The organism is Microbacterium terrisoli (assembly GCF_030866805.1).
Lineage (GTDB): Bacteria > Actinomycetota > Actinomycetes > Actinomycetales > Microbacteriaceae > Microbacterium > Microbacterium terrisoli.
This window is the reverse complement of record NZ_CP133019.1, coordinates 1,331,610-1,344,653: the sequence shown is the minus strand read 5'-3', so window position 1 is coordinate 1,344,653 and position 13,044 is coordinate 1,331,610. Positions and strand designations below refer to the sequence as shown.

The window sequence follows — 13,044 nt, the reverse complement described above, 5'->3', positions numbered from 1 at the left end:
CGTGCGAGCGTCAGCCCTTGAAGCGCGGGAACGCGGCGCGGCCGATGAACTCCGCCGCATCGCCCAGCTCTTCCTCGATGCGCAGAAGCTGATTGTATTTCGCCACGCGCTCGCTGCGTGCGGGCGCGCCGCTCTTGATCTGACCCGAGTTCACCGCGACGACCAGGTCGGCGATCGTGGTGTCTTCCGTCTCGCCTGAGCGGTGCGAGAACATCGTCGTGTAGCCCGAGCGGTGAGCCAGCTCGACCGCATCGAGGGTCTCCGAGAGCGTGCCGATCTGGTTGACCTTGACCAGGAGCGAGTTGGCGACGCCCAGGTCGATGCCCTTGCCCAGGCGCGCGGGATTCGTGACGAACAGATCATCGCCGACCAGCTGGATCTTCTTGCCGAGCTTGTCGGTCAGCAGCCTCCAGTTGTCCCAGTCGTCTTCGGCCAGAGCGTCCTCGATCGTGACGATCGGGTATGCGTCGACCAGGCCAGCGTAATACTCGATGAGCTCGGGGCCCGACCACTGCTTCTTGTCGAGCGTGTAGACGCCGTCGGCGAAGAACTCGGTGGCTGCGGCGTCCAGTCCCAGCGCGATGTCACTGCCCGGCGTGAAGCCGGCCTTCTCGATCGCCTTGACCAGGAAGTCCAGACCCTCACGGTTGCTGGGCAGATCGGGCGCGAAACCGCCCTCGTCGCCGAGGCCCGTCGAGAACCCGGCGGCCTTGAGCTCGCCCTTCAGGACGTGGTACGTCTCGGCGCCCCAGCGCAGCGCCTCCGCGAAGCTCGATGCGCCGATCGGAGCAAGGAAGAACTCCTGCATGTCGATGCCGTTGTCGGCGTGCTCGCCCCCGTTGATGACGTTGAACAGCGGCACGGGCAGGACGTGCGCGTTGGGTCCGCCGAGGTAGCGGAACAGCGGCAGGTCGGCGCTGTCGGCGGCGGCCTTCGCGGCGGCCAGCGACACGCCCAGGATCGCGTTGGCACCGCAGCGCGACTTGTTCTCGGTGCCGTCGGTGTCGATCAGGATCTCGTCGATGACGCGCTGGTCTGCGGCATCCACCCCCTCCACGGCGGGGCCGAGCTCGTCGACGACCGCCGCGACGGCCTTGAGCACGCCCTTGCCGCTGTATCGGGTCGCGTCACCGTCACGCAGCTCGTACGCTTCGAACGCCCCGGTGGATGCACCGGAGGGGACGGCGGCGCGCTGGACGATGCCGTCATCGAGCAGCACCTCCACCTCGACGGTCGGGTTGCCGCGCGAATCCAGGATCTCGCGTGCGTTCACTGCCTCGATAAGTGCCACGAAGGACTCCTTGGGTTGTCAGAGGGGAATCTCGGAGCGTCGTCGGTCCGGTACGAGTCTAGCGAGCGGGCGGGCGAGGCCCAGAGCAGGTGACGGCGCAAGGCCCTGCGCCGATGGTCACCTCGCCCACGCCATCGCGCCCATCTCCGCTCATGCTTCTGCTCCTGCCCTGTCCCGATACGCCTGCAGCAGCGCCGCACCGACGTCCGCGCCGTCCACCGTCACCACCAGCGGCCGCTTGCCTCGCCGTTCCACCTGGATCGCCGGTCCGGTGCGCAGCACGATGCCACTGCGCCCGTCCAGACCGACGCGCCACCCGAATCCGCCGAACTCGCCGAAGGGATGGCATTCCACCGCGCGCACGCCCGTGATCTCTGCCAGAGGCACGTGCACGCGGGGCACGCCGAGCTGCGAACGCACGTTCAATCCATCGGGCCCCACCCGCACGCGGAATGACGCCGACGAGGCGAACGCCAGGCCGATCAGCACCAGAGTGAGCACGGGTATCCAGGCCCCCTCAGAGGCCTGCACGACCATCACGGCAGTGATTCCCACCACCACCACGATCACCAGCGAGATCAGCACCATCACCCGGCGCGACATCGACGCCGTGGCCATCCAGACGACGCGCTCCCCCGCCGACAGTGCAGCGACATGCGCGGGCTGCAGCGGTGCGCCCGGGGTGGGGTGCACGTGCGGCTGCACGAACCAGCCCACCGAGATCAGCACCGCCAGCGCCACGACCGCAGAGATCAGCACACCGGCGATGCCACCGACCTGGGCGGCGTCTTCCACCCCGCGCTGGATGGCGACCGACCCTGTGGTCGTGACCCCGCTGAAGCCCGAGAGGCCGAGCGCCACCCCGCCCAACAGCCGCGCTGCGCCGCCCCACTGGTGCCGCGCGCCGGCCAGGATCGCCACCGTGATCGCCAACGGAACGGCGAACCCGATCCCCACCGCCCACCAGATATAGACGATCGCGGGGCCGAACCCGTCGACGCCGCCCACGCCCCAGTGCACGGCTGCCGGATCCGGCAGCTGCGGCAGCCACGTCACGATGAGCGTCACCGCGACGGCGGTGAGCACCGCCGGCGCCACGACTCCCACCAGCAGCAGGCCTCGACGCGCGCGGCGCAGATCGCGCGCGGGCACGTCGGCGATATGGCGTTCGAACGCGTGCGGGGATGGATGGTCGGCGGTCATGGTGCCATCTCCTTGATCAACGCGGCGAGGGTGGCGGGGGTGATTCCGAGCCGGATGCCGCGGCCGACCAATGCGGCGATGTCGTCGGCGAACGCGGCCAGGGGCTCGGCTGCGGCCGACATGACCGCCCCGCGACCGCGCCGCAGGTCTATCAGCCCTTCGGAGCGCAGCTCCTGATAGGCGCGCAGGACTGTGTGCACGTTCACCTCGATCGCCGCGGCCACTTCACGCGCCGCGGGAAGGCGGTCGCCCGGCCTCAGCCGGCGCGCGAGCACATCGGCGCGCACCGAGGCGGCGATCTGCTCGAAGAGCGGCTGTGTGCTCTCGGCATCGATTCGGATCAGCATCGGACCTCCCGTGCTCTTATTCTAGGACAACTAGAATAATTGTGAAAGAGGTCCATTCGATGCGCCCGTCGTGCCGCCACGCGGCAGACTGTGCCCATGCGTGTCACACCACAGCGTCTGAAGATGGCCATGAGCCTGTGGATCCCGAACCTTTTCAGCGGCATCCGAGTGAAGCGATTCGCCGAGGACTGGACGAGCGCGACGGTCGAACTGCACGTGAACGTCTTCACCCGCAACTACGTGAAGACCGCGTTCGGCGGTGCCATGCAGGCCATGACCGACCCCTACTTCTTCATGCTCGTCATGCATCAGATCGGCCGAGACTACGTCGTGTGGGACACCCGCGCAGAGATCGAGTTCCTCCGGCCCGGGCGCGGCGTGCTCACCGCCCACTTTGAGGTCTCCCCCGCGAAGGTGCAGGAACTGCGCGAGCGCGCGCAGGACGGCGCCAAGGTGCTCGAATGGTTCTCCACCGACATCACCGACCGCAGCGGTGAGGTCGTCGCCCGGGTGCGGCGCGAGGTGTACGTGCGCGAGAAGAAGCGCGTGACGCAGGCCACGTCGCGAACATCCAAGCCCACCGGCCCGCGCAGGCCGTAACGTCGCGGTATGACCGCACAGAACATCACCGGCGTGACCGGTGCGCACACAACCGACGGCCGCCCGAACACCGCCACGAGCCTGACTCCGTTCCTCGTCCTCACGAACGCGCGGGCCGCCCTCGCCTTCTACCGCGATGTGTTCGGCGCCCGGATCGTCGATGTCACCGAGTTCGAGGGGATCGTCGTGCACGCCACCGTCGACTTCGGCGTCGGCCTGCTGCAGCTCGGTGAGCCCTCCCCCGATGACGGCCTGATCTCCGCCCCCGACGGTGACGAGGAGGGCGACTGCTATTCGATCGCTCTGTATGTGCCGAATGTGGATGCCGCCACCGGTCGTGCGATCGCGGGCGGCGCGACCGTCCGAGAGAGGCCGTCCACGTTCGTCTCGGGCGACCGGTTCGCCTCGATCCGCGACCCGTTCGGGGTGCGCTGGTCGCTGATGACCCGGGTGGAAGACCTCTCCGAGGAGGAAAGCGCCGCGCGGGTGGCCGAATGGGCGGCGCAGCAGCAGGCGTGAGTCGGTCGGCCCGGCCGCTCGGCCTGTGATCGCGACGCTCAGCCGAGCGACTTGAGCTCGAGGTCTTCCTGGCCGGCGGCGAGAGTGGCGAAGCTCGTGTAGCCGTCGGCGGTGGCGCGATCCAGCAGCGCCTTCAGGTTCTTGGTCCGAGTCTCCAGCCGCACGCGCGCGCCGCCGGCGACCAGACGCGCCTTGTGCGCTGCCAGTTCCGGCAGCGGCACGTCACGCTCGTGCACCAGTACGACGGCCGGGGCCGCGGCATCCTCATCCTCGGTCACCAGATCCACGATGCGCTCGAAACCGATCGAGAAGCCGACTGCGGGCACATCCTGTCCGAGGAATCTGCCGATCATGCCGTCGTAGCGGCCGCCCCCGCCCAGCGAGTACGACACGCTCGGGTGCGCGAGCTCGAAGATCGTGCCCGTGTAATAGCCCATGCCGCGCACGAGGAACGGGTCGAACACAAGCGGCACGTCGGCCGCTGCGCGCGCAGCCCCGACGGCCTCACCGATCGCGGCGAGGTGCGCGACGACGTCGTCGGGCGCACCCTCGGGCAGCGCCGCGCGAATCTGGCGCCCGCCGTACGGCACGTGCTCCCGCGTCTGCGGGCGCCGCAGGAACGCCTCGAACGCGTCCACCGCCGCAGGTGTCGCCCCGCGCTCGCGCAGCTCGGCGGCCACCCCCTCGACGCCGATCTTGTCGAGCTTGTCGATCGTGATCAGCACGCCGGGTCGCTCGTGGTCGGCGAAGCCGAAGGTGCCGAGCATCCAGTCCAGCGCGCGGCGGTCGTTGATGCGGATCGTGCCGCCGTGCAGACCCAGCGCATCGATCGTGTCGAGGGTGGCCACCGCCAGCTCGGCCTCCGCACGCGCCGAGGCATCGCCGATGATGTCGATGTCGCACTGCATGAACTGGCGGTAGCGGCCCTTCTGCGGACGCTCCGCGCGCCACACCGGTGCGATCTGAATCGACCGGAACACGCCCGGCAGTTCACCGCGGTGACTCGCGTAGAACCGCGACAGCGGCACGGTCAGGTCGTAGCGCAGGCCGAGATCGGTGAGCTGGGCGACGTTGTCGGCCGCTGACTCGGTGTCGCGGCCGATGCGCTCGATCGCCTCGCCCGACAGCCCGCGACGCAGCACGTTGTAGGCGAGCTTCTCGTTGTCACCGCCCACGCCGGCGTGCAGGCGCGCGTATTCCTCCATGACGGGGGTCTCGATCTCGTCGAACCCGTGCGCGCGGTAGCGGTCGCGGATGACGGCGAGCACACGCTCGCGGCGGGCCTTGTCGGCAGGGAGGAAATCGCGCATGCCGCGCGGCGGATTGACGGATGCCACGGAACCATCTTCTCAGGTCCGTCGTCCCGGGTCCGTCGCCCCAGGTCCGTCGGGGCGGCCTCACCCGGCCTCGGCCGCCCGCACGTCGGCCTCCAGCACGCGGAGTCGCTCGCGCAACGCCCGTTCAGCGTCCCAGCCGTTCTCACGTGCGATCCGGACCAGATCCAGCAGCGCGTCGCCGAGGCCCGCCTCCGTGGTGGGCGCGGCAGGTCGCTCCGACTCGCCGGCCGTGCGAGGCGCCTCGGGAAGGAGCGGCGCGCTGCGCCCGAGGAGCTTCTGGGCCAGTGCGAGCGACGGCATCCGTTCGCTCACCCCGTCCAGCACCGAGCGGCGCTGGCTCTTCTCGGCGGCTTTGGCGGCGTTCCAGAGCACGAGCACCTCTTCGGGCGTGGTGGCGGTCGCATCGCCGAACACGTGCGGGTGCCGGCGGATCATCTTCTCGGTCAGGACACGGGCGACGTCGTCGATGTCGAACGGGTCATCGGCGTCGCGTGAGGCGATCTCGGCGTGGAAGAGCACCTGCCACAGCAGATCGCCGAGTTCTTCGCGCATGTCGGCACGGGTGCCGTCTTCGACCGCGTCGATCAGCTCGGCGCTCTCTTCGACCAGATACGGCACGAGGTCCCGATGCGTGATCTGCTGCGTCCACACGCACCGGTCGCGCACTGCCCGCATGACGTCGGCCGCGGCGCGCAGGGGGTCGTCGGCGGCGCGGTGGGTCGCAGCGTCGTCGTTCATGCCGTCTCCGACAGGAACTCTGCGATCGTGCCACCCCAGCCGCGCACATCGGCGAGCGCCGCAGCCACCGCGAACCGGGAACCGGCGATCAGCTCGTGCAGCCGCTGCCCCGTCGAGACCGGATGTCCCGGATCGTCTGCCCAGCTGAGGATCTGCGTCGGCATCCTCAGCCGCACCAGGCGATCAGGATCGGGCAGATCGCTCAGCGCCGCCCCGCGCAGCACCATGGGCAGACGCGCCTCATCGATGCTGACCCGCGGCGGCAGGTCGAGCTCGCCGAGCGGACCCGCAACGGGCTGCATCGCGAAGAGACGCTCGATGGCCGCACGACCCCCCTGCTCGGCGGCCTCCGCGAGCGCGAGATACGTCTCAACCTGTGCGGCGCGCGTGTCCCACGCGGTCGGCGGCGCAGTGAGCACGATCGTGCGGAACCGGTCGGGCGCAGTGACGGCCGCGTGCAGGATCGCACCGGTGCCCATCGAACATCCGATGGCATCCACGGGGGCATTCGGGCTCAGCTGATCGATCAGGGCGAGCAGGTCTGCGCCGAGGCTCGCCCACGAGTACTGCTCCGGGTCGCCGCCGCCGCCGGAGTCCCCGTGACCGCGCCAGTCCAGGCGCACGAGGGTGCGCCCCGAGTCGACCACGGGGGCGAAATCCAGCACTCCGTCGTTCTCCATCGCCCAGCGGTCGCTGCTCAGCCCATGCCCCCAGACGGCGAGGGGGCCGGAGCCCTCGATCGTGTAGCGCAGCCGGACGCCGCGGAGGTCCGCCCAGGAATCGATCCGCTGGTGGTCACCGGTCATACAGGCCTCCTGAGGTGGACTCGTGCACGCCACGATACGACGAACCCGGAGAGCACGAGCGACGCAGTCGAGCCGGCGAGCACGCCGAGCACGGCCTCGTCGCGCAGCTCGGGCACCGAGGCGAACGCGAGATCGGCCAACAGCAGCGAGACCGTGAACCCGATGCCGCCCAAGGCACCGGCGGCGATGAGGTCGGGGAACGCCAGCCGGGCCGCAGCCGGCACGCGCAGCGCGCGCTGTGCGATCCAGGCCGTGCCGCAGATACCGACCAGCTTGCCGACCGGCAGGGCGACGAAGATCCCCCAGAACGCCGGCGAGAGCCCGCCCGCGCCCACGGCCGGGATCGTCACGAGCGCGGCCGACAGTGCGAACAGGGGCAGCACCAGGCCGTTCACCCATGGCTCGAGCAGGTGCCGCGTCCACATGCCCGGATATTGCGCGACGGCCAGACCGACCAGCACACCCGCGATGGTGGCATGCACCCCCGACGCCAGCACGGCAGCCCAGACGCACACGGCCAGCACGACGATCGACACACCGATCGCGCGCGTCCCGCGGCCGCCCAGCTGACGACTCAGGATGCCGATGCCCACCGTGAGAACAAGCGCGAGCAGCAGCATCCAGACATTCACATCCGTCGCGAAGAGCACCGCGATGAACACGATGCCGATGATGTCGTCGAGGATCGCGAGCGCCAGCAGGAACACCCGCAGAGCCGAGGGTAGGCCGCGTCCGAACACCGCCAGCACACCGAGCGCGAACGCGATGTCGGTCGCGGTGGGAACCGGCCAGCCGACCGCGACACCGCCGGGTGCGGCGATCACCAGATACAGCGCGATCGGCACGGCCACTCCACCGGCGGCGGCGATCGCCGGCAGCACGGCGCGTCGCGCCGAACGCAGCTCTCCCGAGGTCAGCTCGTATTGCAGTTCGACGGCGACAGTGAAGAAGAAGACCACGAGCAGGCCGTCGGCGATCCAGTGCCCCACGTCGAGGTCGAACGCGGTGCCGACGATCCCGAACGTGAAGTGCTGCACCGCGAAGGCCGCCTCCGCGGCGGGCGTGTTCGCCAGGAGGAGTCCCGCTGCCGCCGAGATCAGCAGCAGGATCGCAGGGAATCGTGCCGAACGCAGCAGACGACCGGACACGCTCGGTTCGGCATCGGCGGGCGGTGTGTCGGCAGGCGAACGGGTCATGGAACCTCCGGAGCGTGGGCTGAGTGCCCTGCAGCCGCACGGATGCGGGCAGGCATCGCCGACCAGACTTCCCGGCACACCGCATCCCATCGTACTGAGTCGGGCCGAAGTCACACAGCGAAAGACGCCGGCAGCACGCGGCTACCGTGGAAGCATGCGCGAACCCACCCCCACCGAAGCCCTCACCCTGGTCGGACGGCATGCGTCGGGCGATGCGATCCCCGAGCGCATGCACGCCGATGTCCGGCTGCTGGGCGAGCTGCTGGGCCAGGTGCTGCGCGAGAGCGGATCCGACGGGCTGTTCGACGATGTCGAGCGGCTGCGGGGTGCGACGATCCGTGCCCGCGTCGAGGGCACACCGGACGCATTCGCACAAGCCGAGCAGATCGCCGACGGGTTCTCGGTCACCCGCGCCGACGAGGTGGCACGGGCGTTCACGTGCTACTTCCACCTGGCCAACCTGGCCGAAGAGCACCAGAGGGTGCGTGCGCTGCGCGAGCGCGACGGCCGCCCGGATCGTGAGGATGCCGGTGACTCGCTCGCCGCCGCCTACCTCCGGCTGGCCGCCGAGGTCGGCGACGAGCAGGCGCGGGCACGGCTGAAGGATCTGCGCTTCCATCCGGTGTTCACCGCGCACCCCACCGAGGCGCGCCGCAAGGCCGTGGCCTCCAGCATCCGACGTCTGGCCGCCCTGCTGGACGCCCACGACGCGGCGATCCCCGAAGGCGCCGAACGGCGCCGTGCCCGTCGGCGCCTGCTCGAAGAAGTCGACACACTGTGGCGCACGGCTCCCCTGCGCCCGCACAAACCGGCACCCGTCGACGAGGTCAGCGCCGTGACCGCAGTGTTCGACGAGACGCTGTTCACCGCGGTGCCGCACGTGTACCGCCGCGCCGACGACGCCCTGCAGGGCGCGGACGCGGGGCGTGCCGCACCGGTCGTCCCGCCGTTCGTGCGCCTGGGGACATGGGTGGGTGGCGACCGCGACGGCAACCCGTTCGTCACGGCATCGGTCACCCGTCAGGCCGCAGCCATCGCATCCGAGCACGCCCTGCGCGCGCTGGAGGCGGCCACCGCGCGCATCGGACGCACCCTCACCCTCGATGCCGACGACACGCCCGCCTCCGACGCCGTCCGCGCGCTGTGGCGCCGCTACCGCGACGCCGACCAATCAGGCGCCGACGAGATCGCACAGCACTCCCCCGATGAACCGCACCGGCGGCTCGTGCTGCTGATCGCCCGCAAGCTCGCCGCCACCCGCACGCGCAACGCCGATCTCGCCTACGGCGACGCCGATGAACTTCTCGCCGACCTGCGCGCGGTGCAGGAGTCGCTGGCCGCGGCCGGTGCCGTGCGCGCGGCATACGGCCACCTGCAGCAGTTGATCTGGCAGGTGGAGTCCTACGGCTTCCACCTGGCCGAACTCGAGGTGCGCCAGCACTCCGCCGTGCACGCCAAGGCGCTGGCTGAGCTCGACGCCGGCGGCGAGCGCAGCGCGCAGACCGAGGAGGTGCTCGAGGTCTTCCGTGCGATCGCGCACATCCAGAGCCGGTACGGCATGCGGGCCGCCGGGCGGTACATCGTCTCGTTCACCCGCTCGGCCGCAGACCTCGCCGCCGTGCACCGGCTGGCCGAGTACGCGGCCGCCGACGGCGCACCCGCCCCGGTGCTGGACGTCATCCCGCTGTTCGAGACGTTCGCCGACCTGCAGGCGGCTCCCGAAGCACTGGCCGAGACCATCACCCTGCCGGCGTTCGCCGCGCGCCTGCGCGAGACGGGCAATCGGCTGGAGGTCATGCTCGGCTACTCCGATTCGTCGAAGGACGTCGGTCCGGTCGCCGCCACCCTCGCGCTGTACGAAGCGCAGGAGCGCATCGGCGCCTGGGCGCAGTCCGCCGGCATCACGCTCACTCTGTTCCACGGGCGCGGCGGGGCGCTCGGCCGCGGCGGCGGCCCCGCCAACAGCGCGATCCTGGCCCAGCCGCCGCACTCCGTCGACGGCCGGTTCAAGCTCACCGAGCAGGGCGAGGTGATCTTCGCCCGCTACGGCGAACCGGCCATCGCGATGCGCCACATCGACCAGGTGGCCGCCGCGACGCTGCTGGCGTGGGCGCCTTCGGTGCAGCAGCGCAACAGCCGCGCGGCCGAGCGATTCGCCGACATCGCCGAAGCGATGGATGCCTCATCCCGCGCACGGTTCTTCGAGCTCGTGCACGCCCCCGGCTTCGCCCCCTGGTTCGCCACGGTGACGCCGATGGAGGAGATCGGCCGTCTGGCCCTCGGTTCGCGCCCGGCGCGACGGGGACTGTCGGTCGAGTCGCTGGAAGACCTGCGGGCGATCCCGTGGGTGTTCTCGTGGGCGCAGGCGCGCATCAACCTCGCCGGCTGGTTCGGCCTGGGCACGGCGCTGCAGGCGGTGGGCGACCTGGCCAGGCTGCAGGACGCGTACGCCCACTGGCCGCTGCTGCACACGATGATCGACAATGTCGCGATGGGTCTGGCCAAGACCGACGACCGCATCGCAGAACGCTATCTGTCCCTCGGCGACCGCGACGACCTGGCAGCCCTCGTGCGCGACGAGCTGGCGCTGACCCGCGACTGGGTCACCCGCATCAAGGGGGTGGGCGACCTGCTGGCCGACAAGCCGATCCTGCAGCGCGCCGTGAACCTGCGCAGCCCGTACGTCGACGCGCTGTCGCTGCTGCAGCTGCGTGCCCTGCGCGCACTGCGCGCACAGGGTCCCGACGCGCCCGAACCCGATCCCGATCAGGAGCGCCTGCTGCTGCTGGCAGTCAGCGGGGTGGCTGCGGGCCTGCAGAACACCGGGTGAGGCTCACGCGCCCTCGACGGGGCGATCATCGGAGTGCCGCGCGAGAGAGCGGCCGTATCGCTCGGTCAGCTGCACCATGAGGTCGGGCGTCTCTCGGTCCAGCCCGAACACGTAGCCGGGAAAGTCCAGCTCCTGCTGCAGATCCCAGATGCGCTCATGCTCGCTGGGCGGCAGTACCTGCACGGGTTCGCCCACGGCGACCCACCCGATCGGCACGACGCTGTCTTCGGGCAGGTGCGTGCGCAGATGCACCACGGCGTTGATGCGCACGTCGCAGCGCGCGTCGATGTGGGCCCCGTTGAACACACGTGTACCGGTGGCCAAGAAGACCTCGTCCCCGATCGTGGCGCCCGAGATGCTCGCCATGGGCCCCACGAGAGTGTGGTCGCCGATGTGCACGGAATTCGATGCACTCGCACGGATCAGCGCGTTCTCCATCACGATCACGCTGCGACCCAGCGTGATCGGTCCGCCCTCGGCGGTGATCACCGCACCGTGCAGCACCTGGCAATCGGGCCCGATCGTGACGTCTCCGCTGATCACTGCCGTCGGCGCGATCTGCGCGGTCGGATCCACCCGCGGGCCGACTCCGAGATGTTCGAACAACATGTGTCACTTCCTTGTGCGTCACCTGCCGGAGCGTCGCCTCGCGGCGCGCAGACCCCGCCGGATGTTACGTCGATGGGCCCACCCGTCAGCGTAGCGCCGGTAATGTATGAACCCCCATGTGTGCGCGCACACCCCAGCGCGCGCCGGACAGTCTCTCCACCGGCCAGGAAGCCCTTCTCGTGACCTCATCCCTCGCTGTACTGCCTACATCCGTCCGCTCCGTGTATGACGACGTCGTCGCCAGGAACCCCCACGAACCGGAATTCCTGCAGGCGGTCCACGAGGTGCTGGACTCCATCGGCGCGGTCCTGGACGCCCACCCCGAATATGCCGACGCCGGCATCCTGGAGCGCATCGTCGAACCCGAGCGGCAGATCATGTTCCGCGTTCCGTGGGTCGACGACGACGGAATCCTGCGCGTGAACCGCGGCTACCGCATCCAGTTCAACTCTGCCCTGGGTCCCTACAAGGGCGGCCTGCGCTTCCACCCCTCGGTGAACTTGTCGATCATCAAGTTCCTGGGGTTCGAGCAGATCTTCAAGAATGCCCTGACCGGTCAGGGCATCGGCGGCGCCAAGGGCGGCAGCGACTTCGACCCGCACGGTCGCAGCGACGCCGAGGTGATGCGCTTCTGCCAGTCGTTCATGAGCGAGCTGTACCGGCACATCGGCGAGCACACCGACGTACCCGCCGGCGACATCGGCGTGGGCGGCCGCGAGATCGGCTACCTGTTCGGCCAGTACCGCAAGCTCACGAACCGCCACGAGTCGGGCGTGCTCACCGGCAAGGGCATCGGGTGGGGCGGCGCCGAGGTGCGCACCGAGGCCACAGGCTACGGTGCCGTGTTCTTCGTGCAGGAGATGCTGGCCGTCCACGGCGAGACCCTCGAGGGCAAGCGGGTGGGCGTGTCGGGATCGGGCAACGTCGCGATCTACGCGATCGACAAGGCCCGCCAACTGGGCGCGCTGCCGGTCACCGCCTCGGACTCCTCGGGTTATGTGATCGACGAGGCGGGCATCGACGTCGACCTGCTGCGCCAGATCAAAGAGGTCGAGCGGGCCCGCATCTCGGAGTACGCCGCGCGCCGCCCGGGCGTCCGCTTCATCGAAGGCGCTCGCCCGTGGGAGGTCGAGGTGGATGTCGCGATCCCGTCGGCCACGCAGAACGAGATCGACGCCACCGATGCGCAGGCGCTGGTTGCCGGCGGTGTGCGCGCCGTCGCCGAGGGCGCCAACATGCCCTCCACGCCGGAGGCCGTGGAGGTCTTCGAATCCGCGGGCGTTCTGTTCGGACCGGGCAAGGCCGTCAACGCCGGCGGTGTGGCCACGTCCGCGCTGGAGATGACCCAGAACGCGGGCCGGGAGCGGTGGAGCTTCGCCGACAGCGAGCACCGCCTGCGCGGCATCATGCGCGACGTGCACGCCGCCGCATTCACCGCCGCCCGCCGCTACGGCCACGAAGGAGACTATGTCGTGGGTGCCAACTGCGCCGGCTTCGAGCGGGTCGCGAACGCGATGCTCGCCCAGGGCATCATCTGACCCGACGGCCGCGTCCGCGTCCGCGTCCGC

Annotated in this window: 12 protein-coding genes; 4 read left to right on the top strand and 8 right to left on the bottom strand. The window is 70.1% G+C overall.

Annotated features, from left to right (window positions below; genetic code table 11):
• Positions 1–10 precede the first annotated feature (10 nt).
• From eno to QU603_RS05595, 3 genes are all read right to left on the bottom strand, one after another.
• Positions 11–1,291 carry a phosphopyruvate hydratase gene (gene eno, locus QU603_RS05605; RefSeq protein ID WP_308493507.1) on the bottom strand — a complete coding sequence of 427 codons (1,281 nt, stop codon included), beginning with the start codon at positions 1,289–1,291 and terminating at the stop codon, positions 11–13.
• Between the two features lie 150 nt (positions 1,292–1,441).
• Positions 1,442–2,494, bottom strand: coding sequence for a DUF1648 domain-containing protein (locus tag QU603_RS05600; RefSeq protein WP_308493506.1), 1,053 nt, complete (start codon positions 2,492–2,494; stop codon positions 1,442–1,444).
• Positions 2,491–2,841, bottom strand: coding sequence for a GntR family transcriptional regulator (locus QU603_RS05595; protein ID WP_308493505.1), 351 nt, complete (start codon positions 2,839–2,841; stop codon positions 2,491–2,493). The genes QU603_RS05600 and QU603_RS05595 overlap by 4 nt, the downstream gene beginning before the upstream one ends.
• A gap of 96 nt (positions 2,842–2,937) precedes the next feature.
• Here QU603_RS05595 and QU603_RS05590 point away from each other — a divergent pair, with 96 nt between their 5' ends.
• Both QU603_RS05590 and QU603_RS05585 read left to right on the top strand, forming a co-directional pair.
• On the top strand, positions 2,938–3,441 hold the full coding sequence (locus tag QU603_RS05590) for a DUF4442 domain-containing protein (protein WP_308493504.1): 504 nt from the start codon (positions 2,938–2,940) through the stop codon (positions 3,439–3,441).
• 9 nt (positions 3,442–3,450) lie between these two features.
• Positions 3,451–3,960: a VOC family protein gene (locus QU603_RS05585; protein WP_308493503.1), complete on the top strand. Its 510-nt coding sequence runs from the start codon at positions 3,451–3,453 to the stop codon at positions 3,958–3,960.
• A gap of 38 nt (positions 3,961–3,998) precedes the next feature.
• Here QU603_RS05585 and QU603_RS05580 read toward each other — a convergent pair whose 3' ends face one another.
• The 4 genes from QU603_RS05580 to QU603_RS05565 form a co-directional block, all read right to left on the bottom strand.
• On the bottom strand, positions 3,999–5,270 hold the full coding sequence (locus QU603_RS05580; protein ID WP_308493953.1) for a histidine--tRNA ligase: 1,272 nt from the start codon (positions 5,268–5,270) through the stop codon (positions 3,999–4,001).
• An 87-nt stretch (positions 5,271–5,357) separates the two neighbouring features.
• Positions 5,358–6,035, bottom strand: a complete 678-nt coding sequence (locus QU603_RS05575; protein WP_308493502.1) for a MazG nucleotide pyrophosphohydrolase domain-containing protein — start codon at positions 6,033–6,035, stop codon at positions 5,358–5,360.
• Positions 6,032–6,841 carry an alpha/beta fold hydrolase gene (locus tag QU603_RS05570; RefSeq protein WP_308493501.1) on the bottom strand — a complete coding sequence of 270 codons (810 nt, stop codon included), beginning with the start codon at positions 6,839–6,841 and terminating at the stop codon, positions 6,032–6,034. Before QU603_RS05570 ends, QU603_RS05575 begins: the two co-directional genes overlap by 4 nt.
• Positions 6,838–8,037 (bottom strand): Na+/H+ antiporter NhaA, encoded by a 1,200-nt coding sequence (locus tag QU603_RS05565; protein ID WP_308493500.1) that lies wholly within the window; start codon positions 8,035–8,037, stop codon positions 6,838–6,840. Before QU603_RS05565 ends, QU603_RS05570 begins: the two co-directional genes overlap by 4 nt.
• A 154-nt stretch (positions 8,038–8,191) precedes the next feature.
• On the opposite strand from QU603_RS05565, the gene QU603_RS05560 reads away from it, so the two are divergent.
• Positions 8,192–10,867, top strand: a complete 2,676-nt coding sequence (locus QU603_RS05560) for a phosphoenolpyruvate carboxylase (protein ID WP_308493499.1) — start codon at positions 8,192–8,194, stop codon at positions 10,865–10,867.
• A gap of 3 nt (positions 10,868–10,870) precedes the next feature.
• Here QU603_RS05560 and QU603_RS05555 read toward each other — a convergent pair whose 3' ends face one another.
• Positions 10,871–11,476 carry a gamma carbonic anhydrase family protein gene (locus QU603_RS05555; protein ID WP_308493498.1) on the bottom strand — a complete coding sequence of 202 codons (606 nt, stop codon included), beginning with the start codon at positions 11,474–11,476 and terminating at the stop codon, positions 10,871–10,873.
• 179 nt (positions 11,477–11,655) lie between these two features.
• Between QU603_RS05555 and gdhA the strand changes: the two genes are divergently transcribed.
• Positions 11,656–13,014 carry an NADP-specific glutamate dehydrogenase gene (gdhA, locus tag QU603_RS05550; RefSeq protein WP_308493497.1) on the top strand — a complete coding sequence of 453 codons (1,359 nt, stop codon included), beginning with the start codon at positions 11,656–11,658 and terminating at the stop codon, positions 13,012–13,014.
• Positions 13,015–13,044 lie beyond the last annotated feature (30 nt).